Origin of the sequence: Pseudomonas sp. NY15354 (genome assembly GCF_048068075.1) — a bacterium.
GTDB lineage: Bacteria > Pseudomonadota > Gammaproteobacteria > Pseudomonadales > Pseudomonadaceae > Aquipseudomonas > Aquipseudomonas guariconensis_C.
In genome coordinates this window covers 107,623-130,960 of the sequence record NZ_JBLUPV010000006.1, presented here as the reverse complement: position 1 = coordinate 130,960, position 23,338 = coordinate 107,623, and the positions used below count along the sequence as shown (strand labels likewise).

Annotated in this window: 24 protein-coding genes; 3 read left to right on the top strand and 21 right to left on the bottom strand. The window is 64.1% G+C overall.

Going from position 1 to position 23,338, the window contains the following annotated elements:
* From ACNFCH_RS08720 to ccmA, 13 genes are all read right to left on the bottom strand, one after another.
* Complete coding sequence (locus ACNFCH_RS08720; protein WP_337157087.1) at positions 1-942, bottom strand: DMT family transporter; 942 nt, start codon at positions 940-942, stop codon at positions 1-3.
* Positions 943-1,044: 102 nt separating this feature from the next.
* Entirely contained in the window at positions 1,045-1,452 is a 408-nt protein-coding gene (locus tag ACNFCH_RS08715) for a GFA family protein (protein WP_196165308.1), read from the bottom strand.
* An 847-nt stretch (positions 1,453-2,299) separates the two neighbouring features.
* On the bottom strand, positions 2,300-3,088 hold the full coding sequence (locus tag ACNFCH_RS08710; RefSeq protein WP_337157088.1) for a PhzF family phenazine biosynthesis protein: 789 nt from the start codon (positions 3,086-3,088) through the stop codon (positions 2,300-2,302).
* A gap of 260 nt (positions 3,089-3,348) precedes the next feature.
* Positions 3,349-3,771 carry a hypothetical protein gene (locus tag ACNFCH_RS08705; RefSeq protein WP_416742633.1) on the bottom strand — a complete coding sequence of 141 codons (423 nt, stop codon included), beginning with the start codon at positions 3,769-3,771 and terminating at the stop codon, positions 3,349-3,351.
* A 12-nt stretch (positions 3,772-3,783) separates the two neighbouring features.
* Positions 3,784-4,977: a c-type cytochrome biogenesis protein CcmI gene (ccmI, locus tag ACNFCH_RS08700; RefSeq protein ID WP_416742632.1), complete on the bottom strand. Its 1,194-nt coding sequence runs from the start codon at positions 4,975-4,977 to the stop codon at positions 3,784-3,786.
* Positions 4,970-5,446, bottom strand: a complete 477-nt coding sequence (locus tag ACNFCH_RS08695; protein ID WP_337157091.1) for a cytochrome c-type biogenesis protein — start codon at positions 5,444-5,446, stop codon at positions 4,970-4,972. Before ACNFCH_RS08695 ends, ccmI begins: the two co-directional genes overlap by 8 nt.
* Entirely contained in the window at positions 5,443-5,979 is a 537-nt protein-coding gene (locus ACNFCH_RS08690) for a DsbE family thiol:disulfide interchange protein (protein WP_196165303.1), read from the bottom strand. The genes ACNFCH_RS08695 and ACNFCH_RS08690 overlap by 4 nt, the downstream gene beginning before the upstream one ends.
* Positions 5,976-7,949: a heme lyase CcmF/NrfE family subunit gene (locus ACNFCH_RS08685; protein ID WP_416742662.1), complete on the bottom strand. Its 1,974-nt coding sequence runs from the start codon at positions 7,947-7,949 to the stop codon at positions 5,976-5,978. The genes ACNFCH_RS08690 and ACNFCH_RS08685 overlap by 4 nt, the downstream gene beginning before the upstream one ends.
* Before the next feature lie 11 nt (positions 7,950-7,960).
* Positions 7,961-8,416, bottom strand: coding sequence for a cytochrome c maturation protein CcmE (gene ccmE, locus ACNFCH_RS08680; RefSeq protein WP_070092407.1), 456 nt, complete (start codon positions 8,414-8,416; stop codon positions 7,961-7,963).
* Positions 8,413-8,589: a heme exporter protein CcmD gene (gene ccmD, locus ACNFCH_RS08675; RefSeq protein ID WP_196165301.1), complete on the bottom strand. Its 177-nt coding sequence runs from the start codon at positions 8,587-8,589 to the stop codon at positions 8,413-8,415. The genes ccmE and ccmD overlap by 4 nt, the downstream gene beginning before the upstream one ends.
* The gene (locus tag ACNFCH_RS08670; RefSeq protein ID WP_337157092.1) at positions 8,586-9,353 is read right to left on the bottom strand and encodes a heme ABC transporter permease; all 768 of its coding nucleotides are present in this window, start codon (positions 9,351-9,353) and stop codon (positions 8,586-8,588) included. The genes ccmD and ACNFCH_RS08670 overlap by 4 nt, the downstream gene beginning before the upstream one ends.
* 46 nt (positions 9,354-9,399) lie before the next feature.
* Positions 9,400-10,068 carry a heme exporter protein CcmB gene (ccmB, locus tag ACNFCH_RS08665; protein WP_196165299.1) on the bottom strand — a complete coding sequence of 223 codons (669 nt, stop codon included), beginning with the start codon at positions 10,066-10,068 and terminating at the stop codon, positions 9,400-9,402.
* Positions 10,065-10,697, bottom strand: a complete 633-nt coding sequence (ccmA, locus tag ACNFCH_RS08660) for a cytochrome c biogenesis heme-transporting ATPase CcmA (RefSeq protein WP_196165298.1) — start codon at positions 10,695-10,697, stop codon at positions 10,065-10,067. Before ccmA ends, ccmB begins: the two co-directional genes overlap by 4 nt.
* A 183-nt stretch (positions 10,698-10,880) precedes the next feature.
* On the opposite strand from ccmA, the gene ACNFCH_RS08655 reads away from it, so the two are divergent.
* The 3 genes from ACNFCH_RS08655 to ACNFCH_RS08645 all read left to right on the top strand — a co-directional run bounded on the left by ACNFCH_RS08655 (position 10,881) and on the right by ACNFCH_RS08645 (position 15,588).
* Positions 10,881-12,446: a flagellar hook-length control protein FliK gene (locus ACNFCH_RS08655; protein ID WP_416742630.1), complete on the top strand. Its 1,566-nt coding sequence runs from the start codon at positions 10,881-10,883 to the stop codon at positions 12,444-12,446.
* Positions 12,443-12,790, top strand: coding sequence for an EscU/YscU/HrcU family type III secretion system export apparatus switch protein (locus ACNFCH_RS08650; RefSeq protein ID WP_416742629.1), 348 nt, complete (start codon positions 12,443-12,445; stop codon positions 12,788-12,790). Before ACNFCH_RS08655 ends, ACNFCH_RS08650 begins: the two co-directional genes overlap by 4 nt.
* Before the next feature lie 62 nt (positions 12,791-12,852).
* Positions 12,853-15,588 (top strand): dermonecrotic toxin domain-containing protein, encoded by a 2,736-nt coding sequence (locus ACNFCH_RS08645; RefSeq protein WP_416742628.1) that lies wholly within the window; start codon positions 12,853-12,855, stop codon positions 15,586-15,588.
* Between the two features lie 61 nt (positions 15,589-15,649).
* Here ACNFCH_RS08645 and ACNFCH_RS08640 read toward each other — a convergent pair whose 3' ends face one another.
* The 8 genes from ACNFCH_RS08640 to ACNFCH_RS08605 form a co-directional block, all read right to left on the bottom strand.
* Entirely contained in the window at positions 15,650-16,045 is a 396-nt protein-coding gene (locus ACNFCH_RS08640; RefSeq protein ID WP_416742627.1) for a DUF2802 domain-containing protein, read from the bottom strand.
* 1 nt (position 16,046) lies between these two features.
* Positions 16,047-16,526 (bottom strand): chemotaxis protein CheW, encoded by a 480-nt coding sequence (locus ACNFCH_RS08635; RefSeq protein WP_003254393.1) that lies wholly within the window; start codon positions 16,524-16,526, stop codon positions 16,047-16,049.
* Positions 16,527-16,593: 67 nt separating this feature from the next.
* A complete protein-coding gene (locus tag ACNFCH_RS08630) occupies positions 16,594-17,472 on the bottom strand; it encodes a CheW domain-containing protein (RefSeq protein ID WP_416742626.1) in 879 nt (292 codons plus the stop codon).
* Complete coding sequence (locus ACNFCH_RS08625) at positions 17,472-18,260, bottom strand: ParA family protein (RefSeq protein WP_043212817.1); 789 nt, start codon at positions 18,258-18,260, stop codon at positions 17,472-17,474. Before ACNFCH_RS08625 ends, ACNFCH_RS08630 begins: the two co-directional genes overlap by 1 nt.
* A 77-nt stretch (positions 18,261-18,337) precedes the next feature.
* A complete protein-coding gene (gene motD, locus ACNFCH_RS08620) occupies positions 18,338-19,195 on the bottom strand; it encodes a flagellar motor protein MotD (protein ID WP_337157098.1) in 858 nt (285 codons plus the stop codon).
* A gap of 3 nt (positions 19,196-19,198) precedes the next feature.
* Positions 19,199-19,939, bottom strand: a complete 741-nt coding sequence (locus tag ACNFCH_RS08615; protein WP_043212813.1) for a flagellar motor protein — start codon at positions 19,937-19,939, stop codon at positions 19,199-19,201.
* A complete protein-coding gene (locus tag ACNFCH_RS08610; protein WP_337157099.1) occupies positions 19,939-21,060 on the bottom strand; it encodes a chemotaxis response regulator protein-glutamate methylesterase in 1,122 nt (373 codons plus the stop codon). The genes ACNFCH_RS08615 and ACNFCH_RS08610 overlap by 1 nt, the downstream gene beginning before the upstream one ends.
* 45 nt (positions 21,061-21,105) lie before the next feature.
* Positions 21,106-23,334 carry a chemotaxis protein CheA gene (locus tag ACNFCH_RS08605; protein ID WP_416742625.1) on the bottom strand — a complete coding sequence of 743 codons (2,229 nt, stop codon included), beginning with the start codon at positions 23,332-23,334 and terminating at the stop codon, positions 21,106-21,108.
* Positions 23,335-23,338 lie beyond the last annotated feature (4 nt).

The window sequence follows — 23,338 nt, the reverse complement described above, 5'->3', positions numbered from 1 at the left end:
TCAGGAATGCGCCGCTTTGGCAAGGCTTCGTGGCGCCTCGTGTTGGCGCATCGACCACAGCACGCCGCCAATCACCAGGATGATCGCCGCCGCTTCCAGCAGGGTCGGCCCGGAATGCCGCCAAAGGAAGGCATAGAGCAAAGCGAACAGCGTCTCGAAGACGATCAGTTGCCCACTCAAGGTCAGCGGCAGGCGCCTTGAGGCGGCGTTCCAGAAGGCGGTGGCCAACCAGGATCCGAATACCGCGCAGCCCAGGCAGGCGGCCCAGAACCACCACCAACGCGAGGCAGGCGCGTCCACCTGTAACTGCTGCGGCTGCCAACCTGCCAGTAGCGCGACCATGACCAGGCTCGCCAAGCCAGTCATGACCCCGATCAGCACCGACCACTGATGCCCATCGAAATGCCCGCAGCGCTTGAGGCAACGGCTGTTCTGTCCGGCGTACCATGTCCAGCACGCCAGTGCCCCCAGGGCGTAGAACAGCCCCAGCAGTTTGTCGGTGATATCGCCGGGGGCGAAAGCGAAGGTTTCCAGGTTGATGCACAGCATGCCGGCCAGGATGAGCGCCAAGGGTCCGGCCAGACGCGCCAAGGGTACTGCACCGCTGTCATTACGGCCGTACAGGGTGATGGTGAGCGGGAGTATGCCAACGATCAACGAGGCCGGCGCAACGCCCAGGTGTTGAATCGCCGCAGCGAGGCAAATGAAATACACGAGGTTGCCGACCACTGCCAGACGCAGGAGCATCCACACATCCTGCAGGGTCAGCCGGCGCAGGTGTCGGGCCATGGGCAACAGCATCAAAAGCGAAAGCACGCCGACCATCAGGTAGCGCACTGTGCTGAGCAGCATCGGGCTGAACTCCGGCAGCAGCTCCGGAACCATGATCACCCCGCCCCACAACCCACCGGCCATGCCGGCATACATCACACCGCGTTTCACCTGTCTGCTCCTCTTGATCAGACTGGCAGGCTATCGCGCGGCACGGCTTTGGGCAAAGAGCATTACGCCGATGTTCGCCGAATGGTTGCTGGCGCTCGCGGATCAGCCGAGTTGCTCGAACGCTTCCTGGCCGGTCAGTTCCTTGGTCTGGTTGGCGAAGCAGTACCAGGCTGGTTTTTGCTCGACGAAGATCTGCAGGTCGAAGGCCCAGGCTTCGTCACCATCCAGCAGGCCTACGGGGATGGCGTAGAAGTCGTTGGCTTTGAGGCGATAGTACAGGTGCGTGCCGCACTGGCCGCAGAAGCCGCGCTGGGCCCAATCGGAGGAGTCGTAGACGCTTGGCGCGCGGCCTTCGATCGTTGGGGGTTGGCTGCAGTGGACGACCAGCAAAGGGCCACCGGTCCACTTGCGGCACATGCTGCAGTGGCAGGCGCTGATGTGGGTGTTGTCGACGGTGACCTTCAGGTGGGTTGCGCCGCAGAGGCAGGTGCCTTGTTTTTCCAGGGACATGGTGGGGCTCCTTGCGTTTGGGATTGGGAAGTATAGGTGGTGGTTTCTTTTGGGCTTGGGCTTGGGCTTGGGCTTTCAGGTTGTATGTATATCCGGTGTTGGTGGTGGCGCCACTGGCGCTTTTCGCCTTTACGGCGACCTACTTTTGCTCTTGGGCAAAAGTAGGCAAAAGCCGCTGGCTCCCACATACGGCCCGGCGCTTCGCACCGGGTTCCCTCGCTGCGGTGCCTTACGGGGCTTCGCGGCCTCCGGCTGGCTGCGCCAGCCTCCATCTCGCGACTTCGGCTACGCCGAAGGGCGCTGCGCGCCGGCCCCTACAGACACCTCCACTCGGCCTCCTGAGGTCGCGATTGGTGGTGTCTGGTCCATCGCGCATCAAAAGCAATGGCAATGGCAAACAAGCTAATTATTTGTTGGCAGTTCCGGCCTATTCGCGGGTAAACCCGCTCCTACAGGCACTGCGCCGTTCTCAAGAGCTGCGGTGAGCCTGTGGGAGCGGGCTCACCCGCGAATGGCCAAAAAGCTCACCATAAAAACCACTGAATGAAACAACGCCAGCCCAGGCGCCGCCTGTAACTTGCGCCCCATCAGTAGGCCGAGCGGAGGTGTCTGGAGGGGAAGGCGCGTAGCGCCCTTCGGCGGTAGCCGAACTGGCGCAGCCAGCCGGAGGCCGCGAGGCCCCGCAAGACACCGCAGCGAGGGAACCCGGTGCGAAGCGCCGGGCCGTATGCGGGGGCGCAGCGGCTTTGGTTACTTTGGCCAAAGTGACCCGCCGTAAGGGCGCAAAGGTGACTAAGCGTCGACAAATCAAACAGATATGCCCACAACTCCACAACCCACAACCCACTCAGACAAAGATCACCCCACGCAAATACAAAGCCCCCCGCCCACTGATGATCACCCGCCCATTCCCCGGCACTTCACATTCCAGCTGCCCCTTGCGCGCTCCACCCTGCTCACACACCAACCGCCGCTTGCCCAGCCGCTCGGACCAGTAAGGCGCCAGCGATGTATGCGCCGACCCTGTCACCGGGTCTTCATTGACCCCAACCCGCGGGCCGAACCAGCGAGTCACGAAATCAAACCCACCTCCAGGCGCTGTCACCGCAATTCCTCGCACGTCAAACGCCGAAAGCGCCACAAAATCCGGCGTCAGTGTCTCGAGCAGCGCGGCATCGTCGATCACCAGCACATAGTCATCCGTGCGATACAGCGCGCGGGCACTGGCCAGCCCCAGCGCCTGGAGCAACGCCTGAGGAATATCGACCGCCACCGGCTGCTTGGCCGGAAAGTCCATCGCCAGCAGTCCATCGGCAGCACGGCTGACACGCAGTTCGCCACTGCGGGTAGTGAACCGCAGCACCTCGGCCTTCTCGCCCAACTGCTCGAACAGCACCCAGGCTGCCGCCAGGGTCGCATGCCCACACAGGTCTACCTCAACGGTCGGCGTGAACCAGCGAAGCTCGAACGTCTCGCCGCTGCGCACGAAGTACGCAGTCTCGGACAGGTTGTTTTCCTCAGCGATGCGCTGCAGCATCTCGTCGGGCAGCCAATTGTCCAATGGGACCACTGCTGCGGGATTGCCACCAAATGGCGCGGTGCTGAAGGCATCGACCTGGAAGATTTCGAGTTGCATGCAAAAGCTCCTAACGCCCAGCATCCCGCCGGGCAGGTTCTGGGAAAATTCAGGAACGAGCAGGTGCCAGTGTGCATTGACCGGCGAAGCGTGCTTGCACAGGGAGGGCTGCGAGGGCGCGATAGCCGCGCCATGCGGACAACAGGACAGTCTTGCTCATACGCCCCCAGCTCAAAGGTGAGCTGGGATTATGCGTGGTTACCCGCCAGTACAGTCAATCGAAAGTTAAGGCTTTAACTGTACTGTAATGGTCGAGCGACCTACTGGGCGAAGGCGCGTCCCAGACCGCCAGGCACACCGCTGCTGTCGGTTTCCTGCCAGGGCCCGTCAGGGCTGAGCGACCAGCTCCAGCCGTTGTTCCAACGGTAATAGGTGCGCTGGCGGTAGAAGGTGTTGGTCTTGTTCTCCAGCACATAGACGCCCATGCGCGGATCCCAGTGGCTCGCTCCGCCCGGTGGTGGGGCGAAGCTTGCAGAGGTGCGTGGCATAGGCTTGGGAATCGCCGCCGGCTTGCTAGGCTGGGTACCTGGAGGCTGACTCCCCGGTAGCGGCTTGACCGCAGGCCCCGGGTGGGGAGGTGTGGTCTCTATCGGCGGCAAGCGCTCCTGACTGGGTGGCTGCACCGTACACGCGGAAAGACCCAAGGCCAGGGTGATCAGGGTCAGGCGCACGGTGCTGTTCATGGAGTCGCTCTCTTATGGATCTGGGCTGTCGATGGTCAGTTGTTGAGTGCCCTGGGTCCGGGTGGGCAGCGGCGAGCTCTGGCCAACCCACTCGCCCCGGGTCGGCTGACCTGCGCGCGAGACACGGGCAACGAGTTGGACTTCGGGGAAGTCCGACAGTTTCATCTGCGGCATCATTGCATCCGCGTCCGAAAGCTCCACTTCCAATGGCAACTGCGCCACCGTCACGCGTTTGGCGGCCAAGGGCATGGGGGGGCCGCTGATGGCGCGTGCGAAGATGAACACCGTGTCGTCTGGCTTGACCTTGTCCTTGAGCGCATCCGCCAGTGCCACGCGCACTTTCAGGCGTGCGGCCTCAGGCGATGCGGTCGGGGTTCCCCCTGCTGCTTTGAGCCGTTCGGCGGCGCGGTCGATCCCACCCTGCAAAGCGGCGCGTGATGCGTCACCTTCAGGCAACTGGGCCAACAGACGTTGCCAATAATCGATCGCCTCCTGATAGCGCTCGCCCTCGAAAGCTGCAATACCGCGCAGCCCCAGGCTGGTGACCTCCTTGGGGTCCGCCTTGAGTGCTTCGTCGGTCAGGGCCTGTACCTGTGGGCTCCATTGCTTGTCGGCAGCAAAATACAAGGCCTGTGCCCACTGGCCGAGCAGCTCCGGTTGTCGCCCCGCGAGGGTGACGGCACGCTCGAAGGTACGGGCCGCATCGGCTGGGCGCTGCTCAGCCATATAGGCACGACCGAGGAAGTACAGGCCTTCGGCCGAGTCCGGCTGGGCTTGCACGGCGCGCTCCAGACGCGCGGTCATTTCTTCCATCGACTGCGGCGCCTGGGCGAACTCCTGGGTCAGCTCGACCTTGTCGGCAGCCCCGAAGTGCAAATACAGACCCAGCCCCAGGGCCGGCACCAGCACCGCCGCAAGCAGCGGCAGTGCCTTGCCCAGGTGGCCCTGGCGTGGCGCTTCGGCACCGTCGGTGTCGGCCAACAGTTCACGGGCGGCCTCGTCACGGCCCTTGGCCAACTGTTCGTTGTCGAGTACACCGGCTTCCTGCTGGGCAGCCAGCTCGGCCACACGCTCCTGGTACAGGGCGACGTTGAGGGCAGTGCGGTCTTCCTCCTGCTGCCGACGACGGCCACGCAGGATGGGGATCAGCAGAAAAGCCAGGGCCGCGAGCAACAGCAGGCCCGCGCTAAGCCAGAATTCAGTCATGGGTCTGTTCTTTATCCAGCAGTTTGGCGAGACGCTCGCGTTCTTCGGCGGACAGTTGCTCGCAGGCGTTTGCCACAGGATTTCGGCGACGACGCACGATCAGCGCCAATACCACGAAGCCGCCAGCCAAGAGGATCCCCGGGCCAAACCACAGCAACCAGGTCCGCCCGGTGAGCGCAGGTTTGTAGCGAACGAAATCACCGTAGCGATCGACCATGAAGTCGACGATCTGCTGGTTGCTCTTGCCTTCGCCGAGCATGCGGAAGATTTCCCGGCGCAAGTCGGCGGCGATCGGCGCGTTGGAGTCGGCGATGTCCTGGTTCTGGCACTTGGGGCAACGCAGTTCCTTGGTCAGTTGCTGGTAACGCTCACGTTCGGCGTCATCACGAAACTGATAGGTGTCGATGGCCGCCTTGGCCACGCCAGTCAGGCTCAATCCCAGTATGGCAGCAGCGAGCCAGCGCTTCATGGCTTGGCCTCATCGACCAGCCCTTGATACAGCGGCGCCAGTTGTTCGCGCCATACCGTAGCGTCGACCACACCCACGTGCTTGTAGCGGATGATGCCCTTGGCATCGATCAGGAAGGTTTCCGGCGCGCCATACACGCCCAGGTCCAGGCCCAGGCTGCCCTGCTCGTCACGGATGTTCAACTGGTAGGGGTTGTGGAAATCGGCCAGCCACTTCAGCGCCGAGGCGTTGTCGTCCTTGTAGTTGACACCGTGGATCACCACGCCCTGTTCGGCCAACTGGTTCAGGTAGGGGTGCTCGACCTTGCACGATGGGCACCAGGTCGCCCAGACGTTGACCAGCGCCGGGCGCCCCTGCAGGTCCGCCGGGGTCAGCGTACGATCCCCCTGTACCGACGCCAGGGTGAATGCCGGGAAGGGCTTGCCGATCATCGCCGAAGGCAGTTCGTCGGGCTTGAGGAACAGCCCCTTGTAGAGAAAGACCGCCACCAGCAAGAACACCGCCAGTGGCACTACCATGATCCAACGCTTCATGCAGTCGCTCCAGACATGCCCAGGACATCACGTACCCGGGCCTTGACCTTGACGCGATAGCGTCGGTCGAGAGCCGCCAGAAAACCACCCAGTGCGGTCAGCAGACCACCCAGCCAGATCCAGCGGACATAAGGCTTGATATGCACCCGCACCGCCCAGGCCCCGTTGTCCAAGGGCTCGCCGAGGGCGACATACAAATCGCGGGTGAAGCCGGCATCGATACCAGCCTCGGTCATCATCGACTGCTGCACCGTATAGAGGCGCTTCTCCGGGTGCAGCACGGTCACTTCGCGGCCATCACGGCTGACCCGGACCGTGCCCTTGTCGGAGATGAAGTTCGGCCCTTCAAAGTGCTTGGCCCCCTCGAACAGGAAGTGATAGCCGCCCAGCTCCACGCTTTCACCTGGGGCCATGCGCAAGTCGCGCTCGGCGCTGTTGCTGCTCGCCAGCACCACGCCCAGGGCGCATACCGCCAGGCCCAGGTGCGCCAGCTGCATGCCCCAGTAGCTGCGCGACAGCCCGCGCAGGCCTTTGGCCAAGCCCTTGTGGCGGGTCTTGTCGAGGATGTCGCGCACACCGGCGAGCACCACCCAGGCGGCCAGGGCGAAGGCGCTCAGGGCAGGCCATTCGAAATCGTCGACGATCAACCCCGCGATCGGCGCCAGGATGGCGCTGCCGATCAGCACCGGGGTCATCATGCCCATCAGCCACTTGCCAGGGGTGTCTTTCCAGCGCACCACCACACCGATGCCCAGCACCACCATCAGCAACGCCATCAGCGGCAGGAACAACGCATCGAAGTACGGCGGGCCGACCGATAGCTTGGCCCCGGTCAAGGCATCGAGCACCAGCGGGTAGAGGGTACCGAGCAGAATCATCGATGCGGCCACCACCAACACCAGGTTGTTGGCCAGCAGCAGCGTTTCCCGCGACCACAGGGCAAAGCCCACCTGGCTCTTGACCACAGGCGCTCGAAACGCGAACAGGGCCAGTGACCCTCCGACCACGAAGAGCAGGAAGATGAGAATGAACACACCGCGCGAAGGGTCGGCAGCAAAGGCATGCACCGAGGTCAACACCCCGGAGCGCACCAGGAAGGTACCCAGCAGGCTGAGCGAGAACGCGGCGATGGCCAGCAGTACCGTCCAGCTCTTGAACACCCCGCGCTTTTCCGTGACGGCCAGCGAGTGGATCAATGCCGTGCCCACCAGCCAGGGCATGAACGAGGCGTTTTCCACCGGATCCCAGAACCACCAGCCGCCCCAGCCCAGTTCGTAGTAGGCCCACCAGGAACCCAGGGTGATCCCCACGCCGAGGAAGGCCCAGGCGACGATGGTCCAAGGCCGCGACCAGCGCGCCCAGGCCGCGTCCAGACGCCCGCCGAGCAGTGCAGCAATGGCGAAAGCGAACGCCACCGAGAAGCCCACGTAGCCCATGTACAGCATCGGCGGGTGAACGATCAGGCCAAAGTCCTGCAACAACGGGTTGAGGTCGCGTCCATCAGTGGGCACCTGCGGCAGCAGGCGCTCGAAGGGGTTGGAGGTGACGATCAGGAACGACAGGAACCCCACGCTGATCATGCCCATCACCGCCAGCACGCGGGCCAGCATCACCTGTGGCAACTGGCGTGAGAACACCGAGACGGCGAAGGTCCAGCCACCGAGAATCAACGCCCAGAGCAGCAGCGAGCCTTCGTGGGCACCCCAGACCGCACTGAACTTGTAGTACCAGGGCAAGGCGCTGTTGGAGTTGCTGGCCACGTAGGCAACCGAGAAGTTGTCGGTCATGAAGGCATGGGTCAGGCAGGCAAAGGCGAACGCCAGGAAAGCGAACTGCCCCCAGGCCGCAGGCCGCGCCAGGCTCATCCACAGACTGTCGCCGCGCCAGGCACCGAGCAGCGGCACGCTGGCCTGGACCGCGGCGAAGCAGATCGCCAGGATCATCGACAGTTGCCCCAGCTCCGGGATCACCAATGCCGCGTTCATGGCTTAGGCTCCGCACTGGTCGCGGCCTGGCCGCTTTCCTTCAGGGCCTTGGTGACCTCTGGCGGCATGTATTTCTCATCGTGTTTGGCCAGCACCTCGTCGGCCACCACCACACCGTCGGCGTTGAGTTTGCCCAAGGCGACGATGCCCTGCCCCTCACGGAACAGATCTGGCAGGATGCCGCGATAGGTGATCGGCACCGACTTGTTGAAGTCGGTGACCACGAAGCGCACATCCAGCGAATCGGAGGAGCGCTGCACCGAGCCTTTCTCGACCATGCCGCCAGCGCGAATGCGCGTATCCAGCGGCGCCTCGCCGTTGGCGATCTGGGTTGGGGTATAGAACAGGTTGATGTTCTGCTGCAGGGCGCTCAGCGCAAAGCCCACGGCGATGGCGACACCGACCAGCAGGCCCAGGATGAGGAACAGGCGTTTCTTGCGCTGAGGATTCACTGGTTGTTCTCCCGGCGCAGACGACGCGCCTCTTCTTGCAGGTAGCGGCGCCGGGCCATCAGCGGTGCGGCGACATTGAGCGCCAGCACCGCCAGGCAGATGCCGTAAGCCGACCAGACGTACAGGCCATGGTGCCCCATGGCCAGAAAATCATTGAAGGAAGCGAAGCTCATCGCGCGGCCCTCCGCCCCAGGCTGTTCAACACTTCCTCCCTGACCCAACTGGCGCGCGCCTCGCGCTTGAGCACTTCAAGGCGCATGCGCAGCAACAGTACCGCGCCGAAGAAACAGTAGAAACCCAATGCCGTGAGCAGCAGCGGCAACCACATTTCCGAAGGCATGGCCGGCTTCTCGGTCAGGGTGAAGGTGGCGCCCTGGTGCAAGGTATTCCACCACTCCACCGAGTACTTGATGATCGGGATGTTCACCACGCCGACGATCGCCAGGACCGCGCAGGCCTTGGCCGCGCTGTCGCGATTGCTGATCGCCTGGCCCAGGGCGATGATGCCGAAGTACAGGAACAGCAGGATGAGCATGGACGTCAGCCGAGCGTCCCAGACCCACCAGCTGCCCCAGGTCGGCTTGCCCCAGATCGCCCCAGTGACCAGCGCCACGGCGGTCATCCAGGCACCGATGGGCGCCGCGCACTGCACGGCCACATCAGCCAGTTTCATCTTCCACACCAACCCCACCACGCCAGCCACCGCCAGCAGCACATAGCAGGACTGGGCCAACATCGCGGCCGGGACGTGGATGTAGATGATCCGGAAGCTGTTGCCCTGCTGGTAATCCTGCGGGGCGAAGGCCAGGCCCCAGGTGATGCCGACCAACAGCAGGAGAATGGCGCACCCGCTCAGCCAGGGCAGCATGCGGCCACTGATGGCATAGAACCATTTGGGGGAACCCAGCTTGTGGAACCACGTCCAGCTTATCTTCATCAAGGTACATCCACGGTATTTGCCGGGCTTGGGAGCCCGGGACTCGTTATTCGCCGACGCTGATCTTCAGGCCGGCCGCTATCGCAAAAGGTGCCAGTGTCACCGCCAGGGCCGTCAGGCTGGCCAGCCAGAGCAGGTGTCCGGTCGCCGGCATATTCTGCAACGCCGCCTGCAAGGCGCCACTGCCCAGGATCAATACCGGGATATACAGCGGCAGGATCAGCAGCGCCAACAGCAGGCCGCCCCGCTTGAGGCCGACGGTCAACGCCGCGCCCACCGCGCCCAGCAGGCTCAGCACCGGGGTTCCCAGCAGCAGTGAGCCCAGCAGCACCGGCAGGCAAGCGGCCGGCAGTCCCAGCATCAAGGCAAGCAATGGCGCCAACAATACCAGTGCCAGGCCGGAAAAGATCCAGTGTGCCAGCACCTTGGCCAACACCAGCATTGCCAGCGGATGCGGCGACAGCACCCACTGCTCCAGCGAGCCATCCTCGAAGTCGCTGCGGAACAGGCCATCCAGCGACAGCAACACCGCCAGCAATGCCGCGACCCAGACCAAGCCTGGCGACAAGGTTTGCAACAATTGTGTCTCAGGACCGACCGCCAGTGGGAACAAGGCGACGACTATCGCAAAGAACACCAACGGGTTGGCCAGCTCCGCCGGGCGGCGGCACAACAGACGCGCCTCGCGGCGCAGCAACAGGATGAATACGCTCATGCCGCCCACTGCCCCAAGTTCAGTTCTCGATAACCCGATGGCTTGCGCTCGAGGTTGTGATGGGTGGTCAGCACCACAGTGCCACCCTGCTCGCAATGGGCCGCCAGGTGGGCCTCCAGTTGGGCCACGCCTTGCTTGTCCAGGGCAGTGAAAGGTTCGTCGAGAATCCACAGCGGGGGGCTGTCCAGATACAGGCGCGCCAAGGCCACGCGGCGCTGCTGGCCGGCCGACAGGGTATGGCAGGGCACATCCTCGAACCCACGCAGGCCCACGGCTTCCAACGCCTGCCAAATGGCCTCGGCACTCGCCGGCTGATGCAGGGCGCACAGCCAGGCGAGGTTCTCTTCGGCGGTGAGCAGGTCCTTGATCCCGGCGGCGTGGCCAATCCAGAGCAGGATGCTGGCCAGGGCATGACGCTGCTCGACCAACGGTTGGCCATTGAGCAGGATCTGACCCGCGGTAGGCTGCATCAGCCCCGCCAGCAAACGCAACAGGCTCGTCTTACCGCTGCCATTTGGGCCACTGATCTGCAGCATGTCACCGGGCCGCAACTGGAAATCCAGATGCTCGAAGAGCAATCGCCAGTCGCGCTCGCAGGCCAGGCCCGCGGCTTGGAGATGAAGGGTCACGGTTTCGCCTTATCAATGTTGGGCTCAGCGCTGCGCAGCCATAGACCGCGCGAACCCTCGCTGAACCCCAGTGTCTCAAGTCGCCCCGGCCACTGCCGTTATAGTGGCAGTGGTGGACGGCGGGCATTATTACATGCGACGTCTCGCTGCCAAGAGGGCGGGTCCGACAGGTTGTATACAATCATGACTGAAATCAATAGTCTCAGCGCACAAACCGCGTTAAGCCTCCAGGCGGGCAAGGCGGCGGTTACCGGCGAGCTGCTGCGCCTGTTGCAGCCGCAACCGGGCCTGATGGCACCGGGCGAGACCGCCCGGGCTGAGGTGTTGTCCCTGCGCCAGGTGGGACTGGACTTTCAACTGCTGCTGCGCCTGACCCAGGCCAACGGCAACCAGACCCAGCTGCAGGCCAGCACCAGCCAGCCGCTGCCCCCGGGCAGCCAGGTGACCGTCACCCAGACCGACAGCAACCGCCTGGGCATCCTGGTGCAACAGGTCAACGCCAACAACATCGCGACCCTCACCCAGCTCGACACCGCGAAGGTTCCCGTCGGGACCCTGCTGCAAGGTAAAGTCCTGACCAGCCAGTTGTTGCCGCAAAACCCCGGCGAGGTTGCCAGCTTCCGCTCACTGGTCAGCCTGCTCAACAGCGCCCAGGCCGGTGCCACCCTGACCATCGACAGCCCCCGCCCACTGGCGGTGGGCAGCCTGCTCAGCGCGCTGGTGCAGGGCGACCAGTCGTTGCGCTTCGTGCCTTTGAGCGGCCGTCAGGACCAACTGGCGATAGCCCAACAGCTGGGCACCCAGCAGAGCCGCCAGGCCTCGTTATCGGGTCTGCTCAATGCACTGCAGCAGATCACCCGCGACCCCGGCGCCAATGCCGAACTCAAGACCAGTGCCGAACGCCTGCTGGCCAGCCTGCCCGAGGCCCGCCAGCTCAGCGACGCCAAGACCCTCGCCCAGGCCCTGAACAACAGCGGCGCGTTCCTGGAGGCCAAGCTGCTCGGCGGTGCCAGCGCAGGTCTGGTACCGGACCTCAAGGCGCAGTTGGTCCGGCTGGTGGCCCAAGCGTTTCCCGACCTGCCCAGCAGCGCGCTGAGCAGCCCTGCCACCGCCGCCACCCTGGCCCAGGCGTTTCCGGCCATGGCCCGCGGCGCCCTGGGGATGCTCGACAGGAACAGCCCCCGCCCCCAACCCGGCACCTTCCCCCTGCCCTCGCGCCTGCTCCAGAGCCTGGAAGCCGAAGGCGATCTGCAGCAGTTGCTACGCCTGGCCGCCGCCGCCATCTCACGCCTGCAAAGCCACCAGTTGGCCAGCCTGCAGCAGACCGGCGTCACAGAGAACGGCAACCTGCAGACCACCTGGCAGACCGAGATCCCCATCCGCCATGGCCAGGAATTCGTGCCGTTGCAGGTCAAGCTGCAGCAGGAGCAGACGCCGGAGCAACACGCCGATGCGCAGCGCAGCCAGCGCGACCCACTGGAGTCGCTGTGGCGCATCGAGCTGGCCTTCGATCTGCCCCCCTTGGGCCCGCTGCAGGTCCAGGCGCAATTGAGCCAGGGGCGGTTGTCTGGCCACCTGTGGGCCGAACAGCAACAGACGGCGCAACTGATCGAACGCCAATTGGGTACGCTGCGCGAGCGCTTGGTGGCTCGTGGCCTGGATGTGGGCGAACTGGAGTGTCACCCCGGCGTCCCGCCCCAGGGGCCACGTACACGCCTGGAACAACGTTGGGTGGATGAAAACGCATGACCGACAAGCAACCGCGCCAAGCCATCGCCCTGACCTACGACGGCCAGCAGGCCCCTACCCTCAGCGCCAAGGGTGACGATGAGCTGGCCGAAGCCATCCTCGCCATCGCCCGCGAGCATGAAGTGCCGATCTATGAGAACGCCGAACTGGTCCGCCTGCTGGCGCGACTGGAACTGGGCGAGCAGATCCCCGAAGCGCTGTACCTGACCATTGCCGAGATCATCGCCTTCGCCTGGCAACTACGCGGCAAAGTGCCGGTCGGCTTTGACGATGAGCCCACCGCCGAGCGCGACATCACCCCAATGCTCCTGCGCCTGCCGGCCTCACCTGATGTAACTAAGTAGCGCTGGTACGCCCGCGAGACAAGGCATCGTGGCCCACTCCTCCATGTATTGGGTAATCCACGATGAATCCGCTACCTGTCAACGACGCGGGCGTGCAATACGTTCGCGACCACCTGAGCCACTTTCCCCGCCCTGATCGCGCCGCCGCCGAGGCGATCCGCCAATGGGCGCAAGGCCGCGGGCTGTCCCTGGACCCGGACCACTGCGACGTGGTGGTCCTGCACCACCAGTGGCGGCCGGGGACAGGCCGTGTCGCCGTCGTCGCGCAGAAAATGACACTGACCCAGGCCGTACTGTCGAACTGGCAGGGCGAATCGGCCAATGACCTGATCGGGAGCGCCTTCGGTGCGCCCTGGGCCGGCGCCTTCCCCGATACCGACCGCCTCACGCTGGTCGGGCAACTGGATGCGGACAAGCGCCATGGCATCTACAACGGGCTGTTCCAGCAGACCACACCGCAAAAGTACACCCAGTCCACCCACATCCAGCTGCCTGCCGAGGACTTCCAGTACTTCATCGAACACCTGGATTTCCATGCCGCCTACCGGGCGATGCTGGATGACTACTGGGCCTCGCACCAGCACAGCCACCGCCTGTCGACGAAGATCGCGTTCATCGCCGCCTGCAACAAACAGGTGGTCGAAGGCAGTCTGTCCGATGCCGCGCGTCGACTCGTATGGCGCACCGCCGGGCTGGAGCATGCCTCCCAAATGCCACGGATACGAATGCTGAACGTCTATGGCTACGTATCGACCGACCTGCCCTACCTTCAGGACACCTCCAGCGGCCTGACGGTGCTGTACATCCCAGGCAACAGCTCGCCCCTGCGAGAGTTCGCCAACGAAGGCCTGATGCAGGACTGGTTTGCCGAGCAGTGCCGGGACGCAGCCAAACGCCAGGCATTCAGGCAGTTCTTCGCCCTCGCCGATACCCCCGACGGCCTCAGCTACAGCGGCCTGGACACCGCGCTCGCAGGCCTTGGCGACTATCCCGCGCGCCACAGCCTAGACCCTGATCGCCCCGGTTTTACCCGCAGCGGCCATTGGCCTCCTCGTGAATACATCAACTATCGGGCAGACCATTACAGCCCGGCACTGCAGGAAGACCTGTTCGCTGCCCTGACCGAATGCCAACGGCAACGCAGTTATGACGATGCCGATTTCATCATCACCAGTGACGACGAAGTGAACAAAAGCCGCTGGCGCGACTACCTGGCGTCGGCCTTGAACCTGCTGCTGCCCCTGACGTTCGTCTTTCCAAGCCTGGCACCCGTGCTCGCAGCCGGCGGCATCGCCCAGTTCGGCCTTGGCCTGGACCAACTGCTCAATGCCCGCACCCAGAAGCAGAAGGCCCAAGGCGCCGCAGATGTGGTCTACGGCCTGTTCAATGCCCTGCCCCTGGCGACCCGCGCCCTCACCAAGGGCGCAGCCGTGTTTCGCGCATTGAGTGACGATTTCATCGCGCCAGACGTTATCAGCGGACGATGGGGCTACCCCCTGAGCCCGGTCAGCCCGCCACACCTGCCCGCGCCGGACATCGCCCCTTACTTCCATGCCCCAGAGCCCATCGCGCCCTTGGCCGACGGTGACCCGGCAATCAGTGCCTTGGTCACCCGAACCCCCAGGTACAACGGCGACTTCGACCAGTTGAGCGCGCGCATCGACGGCGTCAGGACGGATATGGCCTACGACTTGGAGCGCGACGTTTTCATCAAGCTGGAACATAACGACATCACCCCTACCGGCTATGTCGCACGCGCCGGCAGCCAAGACCTGGTGCCGGTCGCAAGGGGACGGGAAGCTACCGACAGCATGCGCACGGCCAGCCTGCGAGCCCTGGGCATCGACCTGCCACTGCCGATCGAACTGCCGGCCATCCCAGACGCGGATGCCGCTCCCATTCCCAAGCAGGTGTCCTGCCTCTGGGTCGGCGACAAGGTCATCGACCCCAGGCTGATGGCCAACCTCGCCAGCAATGCCAAGCGCCTGCGCGACAGCCAGTACACCCTGCGCCTGTACCTGTCGAATGCGACCCCGGCTGTGTATGCCGAAAACCAGACGCTGCTCGCCCAACTTGCACCAGACCTAAACGTGCTTCCCCTGGAGGAGCAAGCGTTCTTCCGCTCGTTTCGCCAGGGCAGTTACCACGCCCAGTACCAGGCCGCCCTGGACGGCAATGGCGGCGTTGCACGCAACTACGCATCGGCGTGCGACGTGTTGCGCTACCCGATGCTGTACCAGGAGGGCGGGTTGTACATGGATGTGGACGACTACCTGCTGGCACCGGGCGAGTATCCCCGCGTGGTCAACGGCAAACCGACAGGCAACCCGGGCGAAGCGATCGACACGCTAGCGCTCGTCACCACTGGCGACGGCCTGCTGCTCGCCCCGCCCATGGCCAACGAAAAGATGAGCATGTACTGCCTGTACAACTCCAGCCTGATCGGCAGCCACCCCGGCAACCCGACCTTGCTGGCGATCTCCGAGGAGATGCGTGCGCGATACCTGGCAGAGCCGGACTTCTATGACCACAGGCCTACCCTGGCCGAAGACCCCGCGGGCTTCTACCGTTATGCCGCGCGCCTGAGCCACATGACCGGACCGGCGCTGCTCACCGACGTGGTCGATCAGCGGCTTGCGCCGCTGAAGACCCTGCGACAGGTCATGAAGCTTTATGGCATGCCGGTCGATGTAGGGCATTTCATCGACATGGGGGCCTACCGCAACGCGATACGCCAATGGCTGCCACTGAACCGCATGGCCAGAGTCGGCGGGTTCCATTCCTGGGCCAGGGACTGACAGCCCCTCCAGGCAACAAAAAAGCCCGCGCCAGGCGCGGGCTTTTCAGGGTATGGGTGCTTCACTCGCTGCGATGCAGCTTGCTCATCAGCTCCGCCTCGGCCTGGGTCAAACCACAGGTGCGGGTCAGCTCATCGATGCTGGCTCCCATTCCCACCAGCTTGGCCGCCTGGGTGAACGTCACGCTGTTGGGGTCGCGCTGCTCCAGTTGCTGGAGTTTTTCCGGCAATGGCGCGAGCACTGCGCGCAACTCATGGATCGCCTCGCCCATGCGCACGGTACCGTTCTGGTAGTCATCCAGGCGCTTGGCCAGGTCCTTGATGCGCTGGTCACGCAATGCATCGCCCTGGGCCTGCTGGGCCGCCAGCTCTCGCTGGCGCTTGCTGTAGTTGAGGAAGAACCACAGGCTCAGCGCCCAGAGCAGCGCCAGGAAAACGACAGCAGCCTCGAAAATCAACTCAGATGTTCTCCAGCTCGGACCACTCTTCCTCGGTCATCATCTTGTCCAGCTCGACCAGGATCAGCAGCTCGCCGTTCTTGTTGCACACGCCCTGGATGAACTTGGCCGACTCTTCGTTGCCGACATTCGGCGCGGTCTCGATCTCGGACTGACGCAGGTAAACCACTTCAGCCACGCTGTCGACCAGAATACCGACCACTTGCTTGTCCGCTTCGATGATGACGATGCGGGTGTTGTCGGTGACTTCGGTCGGCATCAGCCCGAAACGCTGACGGGTGTCGATCACCGTGACCACGTTGCCGCGCAGGTTGATGATGCCCAGCACGTAGCTCGGCGCACCCGGCACTGGCGCAATCTCGGTATAGCGCAGGACTTCCTGCACCTGCATGACGTTGATGCCGTAGGACTCGTTGTCCAGGCGGAAGGTTACCCACTGCAGGATCGGATCTTCGGAACCTTGTGCAGACGACTTTTTCATTCCCCTACCCCTCAAAATCCGCCATTGGCGGTGTGCTCGCTTTGGCCACGGCAGTTGTGGCCTTCAGTCATTGGTGTTTGGCATGCAACTGCTTGACGGCGCCGCTGGCGATCAGCTCGGCCAGTTCAGCGACATCGAGCAAGGCGCACATGTGTTCGATCACCGTGCCGGCCAACCACGGGCGCTGGCCACGTTGGCTGCGCCACTTGATCTCGGCCGGGTCCAGGCGCAAGGAGCGGCTGACCTGATGCACCGCCAGCCCCCACTCATAGCCCTGAACGGAAATAACGTACTGCAGGCCCTGGCGGAAGTCGTCGCGGTAGCGGTCGGGCATGACCCAGCGCGCGGTATCCAGAACCTTGAGATTGCCCGCCTGGCAAGTGAGGATGCCCAGGAACCAGTCCGGCTGGCCGAACAGCGGCGTCAGTTCCTGGCCCGCCAGACTGTAGATCGAGCCCAGACAGACCAGCGGCACTGCCAGGGTCAGGCCCGCGACATCGAACAGCAGGCACTCGAAGGGCTCCGCTGCCCAGGCCGGGCGACCGTCCACCGTCGCCGGTGGCACAGGCGGGTTGGCGGCCGGCAGGTACACATCCACCAAAGGCGCCACCGGCTCGATCACCTGGGCCTCGGCCACTGGGGTTTCGGGCTCGACCACGGCGGCCACAGGCTCCGGCACCACCTCGACCGGCTTCAGGACCGTCGGCAACACCGCAACAACGCTCGGCTCAGCGAAAGGCCGTGCCGCAACCGGTGCCGGAGCAGCCTGACGCTCGGCGTCCCTGGCTTGTTCCTCACGCACGGCGGCGGCGAACTCATCGACGATCGCCTCTTCGACCGGTGCTTGCGGCGCATCGAACTCCTCGGTGGCCTCCTGCAACAGGCCATCGAGGTAGGACTGCAAGGCCATCTGCGGCCTGGTGGTGGTCTGCCGTGCTGGGTTCATCAGGCCACCTGCAATGCGGGTTTGTAGGTCAACAAATGCTTGAGCAACGCCCGGTAGGCGATCAGCCCCCGGCTCTTGCCATCGAACTGCGAAGGTGTGACCCCTGCCCGGCTGGCATCGCGCAGGCGTGTGTCGACCGGAATGTAGCCTTGCCAGACCTGCTCGCCATAGCTGTCACGCAAGACCTTGAGCGTGCCCAGGGACGCCTGGGTGCGCCGGTCGAACAAGGTCGGCACGATCTGGTAGGGCAACGCCTGGCGCCGCGAGCGGTTGACCATGGCCAGGGTACCGACCATGCGCTCCAGGCCTTTGACCGCCAGGAATTCGGTCTGCACCGGGATCACCAACTGCTGGCTCGCAGCCAGGGCGTTGACCATCAGCACACCCAGCAGCGGCGGGCTGTCGATCAGGGCGAAGTCGAAATCCTGCCACAGCTGCGCCAGACTCTTGGCGATCACCAGGCCCAGGCCACTCTGCCCCGGCGACTGGCGTTCGAGCACGGCCAATGCGGTGCTCGAAGGCAGCAGCGAGATACGCTCGTCGCTGGTGGGCAACAACAATTGCCCTGGCAGGCCTTCAGGCACCGTGCCCTTGTGCAGGAACAGGTCGTAGCAGCTGTGCTCCAAGGCATCAGGGTTGTGCCCGAAGTAGCTGGTCATCGAGCCGTGCGGGTCGAGGTCCACCACGACCACGCGCTTGCCCGCTTCGGCCAGCAACCCGGCCAAGGCGATGGTAGTGGTGGTCTTGCCGACGCCACCTTTTTGATTGGCTACTGCCCAGACTCTCATCGTGCGTTGCTTCCCCCCGCAATGGCCGCCTGCCCTGCCGGGAACGGTATGGATTCAGTGACGGACAATTGACGGGCTCAGCCCCCAACTGCCGGTGCAGGCGTTGTCGGTGCAGTTTGTGTGCCAGCCCGTCGCAAGGCCGCGTCCGGCGTGGCATTGGCGCTACCCGATCCGGTCAGGCTGCGGCGTACTTCCAGGTTGCGGGAAATCACCAGCACCACCCGACGGTTGCGGGCCCGGCCTTCGGCCGTCGCGTTGCTGGCCACCGGCTGGTATTCGCCATAGCCCACCGAGGCCATGCGCGCCGGGTTGACACCGTTCATCGCCAGCAGGCGGACGATGCTCGCCGCCCGGGCCGAAGACAGCTCCCAGTTGGTCGGGTACTGGGCAGTACGGATCGGCAAGTTGTCGGTGAATCCTTCGACATGCACCGGGTTGGCGTAAGGCTTGAGGATGTTGGCCACCTTCTCGATGATCGAGAACGCCGTGTCGCTGGGCATGGCATCGCCACTGCCGAACAGCAGCGAGGAGTTGAGTTCGATCTCGATCCACAGCTCATTGCCACGCACGGTCATCTGATCGGACTTGATCAGGTCGCCAAAAGCGTCGCGCACATCATCGCTGATCGTCTTCAGCGGGTCGGCATTGCTCTGGGCCAGGCCTGCGTCGGTCTGTTCGCTGTCTTTGATCAGCGGCTCGGCAGGCGTGACGCTGAGCGGGCGCTCATCGCCGATCGGGATGGGCTTCATGCTGCGCTCGGGGTCATTGAACACGCCGAGCAGGGCCTGGGAGATGACCTTGTACTTGCCCTCGTTGATCGAGGAAATCGAATACATGACCACGAAGAAGGCGAACAGCAAGGTGATGAAGTCGGCGTACGACACCAGCCAGCGTTCGTGGTTCTCGTGTTCCTCGGTGTGACGACGGCGAGCCATGGCTTACTCCATGAAGCCTTGCAGCTTCAGCTCGATCGAGCGTGGGTTCTCCCCTTCGGCGATCGACAGCAGGCCTTCGAGCAGCATTTCGCGGTAGCGCGACTGGCGCAGCGCGATGGCCTTGAGCTTGTTGGCGATCGGCAGCAGGATCAGGTTGGCGCTGGCCACGCCGTAGATGGTGGCAACGAAGGCCACGGCGATGCCATTGCCCAACTGCGACGGGTCGGCCAGGTTGCCCATCACATGAATCAAGCCCATGACCGCGCCGATGATGCCGATGGTCGGCGCATAGCCGCCCATGCTTTCGAACACCTTGGCCGCCTGGATGTCGCGACTTTCCTGGGTCAGGAAGTCGACCTCGAGGATACTGCGGATCGACTCGGGTTCCGCGCCATCTACCAGCAATTGCAGGCCCTTGCGCGCATAGGGATCGGGTTCGGCATCCGCCACCCCTTCAAGGCCCAGCAGGCCTTCCTTGCGCGCGGTCAGGCTCCAGTTGACGACTCGGTCGATACCGCCCGGCAGGTCAACGCGCGGCGGGAAGAAGATCCAGCGCAGGATCTGCAACGCCCGCTTGAACGCCGACAGCGGCGACTGCAGCAACGCTGCCGCCAGGGTACCGCCCAGCACGATCAAGGCCGCCGGGCCGTTGAGCAAGGCACCGACATGGCCGCCTTCCAGGAAGTTGCCGCCGACGATGGCGACGAACGCGAGGATCAGGCCAATCAGGCTCAAAACATCCATCAGACGCAGGCCTCGACCAGGTGCTTGCCGATCTCGTCCAGGCTGTACACCGCATCGGCCAGGTTGGCCTTGACGATGGCCATCGGCATGCCATAGATCACGCAGCTGGCTTCATCTTGGGCCCAGACGGTGCTGCCGCCTTGCTTGAGCAGGCGAGCACCTTCGCGACCATCGGCGCCCATGCCGGTGAGGACCACCGACAGCACCTTGTCGCCGTAGGATTTGGCAGCCGAACCGAAAGTGATGTCCACGCAGGGCTTGTAGTTCAGGCGCTCATCGCCCGGCAGGATCTTCACCGCGCCACGACCGTCGATCATCATCTGCTTGCCGCCAGGGGCCAGCAAAGCCAGGCCCGGGCGCAGCATGTCGCCATCCTCGGCTTCCTTGACACTGATCTTGCACAGCTTGTCCAGACGCTCGGCAAAGGCCTTGGTGAACGCCGCGGGCATGTGCTGGATCAGCACGATCGGCGCCGGGAAGCTGGCCGGCAGTTGCGTCAACACGCGCTGCAACGCCACCGGGCCGCCGGTGGACGTACCGATGGCCACCAGTTTGTAAGGCTTGCGCTTGGGTGCGGGGGAATGGCTGCTGACCGCAGAACGGGCCACGGGCGCGGCAGGAGCCGCAGTCCGTGCCGGTGCAGGGCTTGCGAAGCTGCTGGTCGGCGCATGGCTGGTGGGCGCAGGCGCCGGGCTGGCGGTGGCGTAACCGCCGAATCGGCGATTACTGCGCGAGATGGTGTGGACCTTCTCGCACAGCAACTGCCGCACTTTGTCCGGGTTGCGCGAGATGTCCTCGAAGTTCTTCGGCAGGTAGTCCACCGCGCCGGCATCGAGGGCGTCGAGAGTGACCCGGGCGCCCTCATGGGTCAGCGAGGAGAACATCAGCACCGGCGTCGGGCAGCGCTGCATGATGTGCCGCACCGCCGTGATGCCATCCATCATGGGCATTTCGTAGTCCATGGTGATGACATCCGGCTTGAGCGCGATTGCCTGGTCGATCGCTTCCTTGCCGTTGGTCGCGGTACCCACGACCTGGATAGTCGGGTCGGCCGAGAGAATTTCCGAGACGCGGCGGCGGAAGAAACCGGAATCATCCACCACCAGGACCTTGACTGCCATAAACACTCCATTAGGCGGCGCAACCGCCAAGGTGCGCCACCGAAATCAAATTCGCCGGGCGGCGTAACGCTTGAGCATGCTCGGCACGTCGAGGATCAACGCAATACGACCGTCGCCGGTGATGGTCGCGCCAGACATGCCCGGGGTGCCCTGGAGCATCTTGCCCAGCGGCTTGATCACCACCTCTTCCTGGCCCACCAACTGGTCGACCACGAAGCCAATACGCTGGGTGCCGACCGAAAGGATCACCACATGCCCTTCGCGCTGCTCCTCGTGCACCTGGTCCTGGACCAGCCAACGCTTGAGGTAGAACAGCGGCAGCGCCTTGTCGCGCACGATCACCACTTCCTGGCCGTCGACCACGTTGGTGCGTGACAGGTCCAGGTGGAAGATCTCGTTGACGTTGACCAGCGGGAAGGCGAACGCCTGGTTGCCCAGCATCACCATCAGGGTCGGCATGATCGCCAGGGTCAATGGCACCTTGATGACGATCTTCGAACCCTGGCCCTTGGCCGAGAAGATGTTGATCGAGCCGTTGAGCTGGGAAATCTTGGTCTTGACCACGTCCATGCCCACACCACGGCCGGACACGTCGGAGATCTCGGTCTTGGTGGAGAAGCCCGGGGCGAAGATCAGGTTGTAGCAGTCGGACTCGCTCAAGCGGTCGGCGGCATCCTTGTCCATCAGGCCCTTTTCGACAGCCTTGGCACGCAGGATGTTGGGGTCCATGCCTTTGCCGTCGTCGGAGATCGACAGCAAGATGTGATCGCCTTCCTGCTCAGCCGACAGCACCACGCGGCCGGTACGCGCCTTGCCAGTGCCTTCGCGCTCGTCAGGCATCTCGATGCCATGGTCGACGGCGTTGCGCACCAAGTGCACCAAGGGGTCGGCCAGAGCCTCGACGAGGTTCTTGTCCAGGTCGGTTTCCTCACCGACCAGCTCCAGGTTGATTTCCTTCTTGAGCTGGCGGGCCAGGTCGCGAACCAGGCGCGGGAAGCGGCCGAAGACTTTCTTGATCGGCTGCATGCGGGTCTTCATGACCGCGGTCTGCAAGTCGGCGGTGACCACGTCGAGGTTGGACACGGCCTTGGACATGGCCTCGTCACCGCTGTTCAGGCCCAGGCGTACCAGGCGGTTACGCACCAGCACCAGTTCGCCGACCATGTTCATGATCTCGTCCAGGCGCGCGGTATCGACCCGCACGGTGGTTTCCGCTTCGCTGGCCGTCGGTTTTTCGCCAGCTGGAGCCGCGGCGCGCGCGGGCGCGGCCGGCTTGGCCGCCGCAGGCTTGGCCACCGGTGCCGGTTCAGGCTTGGCGACAGGCTTGCTGTCGGCCTTGGCCATGGCAGAGGCGGTGGCAGCCACGGCCTCTGGCGCTACCACGGCCGCGTCACTGGAGAACTTGCCTTTGCCATGCAATTGATCCAGCAAGGCTTCGAACTCGTGCTCGGTGATGTCACCGCCATTGGCGCCCGCCTCGACCGGCGCTGGCGCTTGTGCCGTGGCGCCGGACAGCGCATCGGCGGCGAAGGTGCCCTTGCCGTGCAACTGGTCGAGCAACGCTTCGAATTCATCGTCGGTGATTTCATCGCTGGCCGGCGCCGCGACGCTGTCAGTCGGCATCGCAGCAGACGCCTGGCCAGAGAACTGCCCTTTGCCGTGCAACTGATCGAGCAGCGACTCGAACTCGGCATCGGTGATCTCGTCGCTGTCGCTGCCCGCGACCTCGCCTGTCACCTGCTCGGCGGCCTCGGCCTGGGCCTTTACCGCATCGAGCGAATCGAGCAGTTGTTCGAACTCGCTGTCGGTGATGTCGGGCTCCACAGCAGGCTCGGCTTCGACAACGGCCGGCGCTGGCGCGACAGGCGCTGGGGCTTCGGCACCGGCCGGCTCGGCCAGGCGCGACAGCGCAGCCAGCAGCTCGGGCGTGGCCGGGGTGATGTCGCTGCGCTCGCGGACCTGGCCAAACATGCTGTTGACCGTATCCAGTGCCTCGAGCACCACATCCATCAATTCCGCGTCGACCCGGCGCTCACCTTTGCGCAGGATGTCGAACACGTTCTCGGCGATATGGCAGCACTCCACCAGCTCATTGAGCTGAAGGAAGCCGGCGCCCCCTTTTACAGTGTGAAAACCGCGGAAGATCGCATTGAGCAGGTCCGCATCTTCAGGTCGGCTTTCCAGCTCGACCAGTTGCTCGGACAGTTGCTCGAGGATTTCGCCGGCCTCTACCAGGAAATCCTGGAGGATTTCTTCATCGGCGCCGAAGCTCATTGAA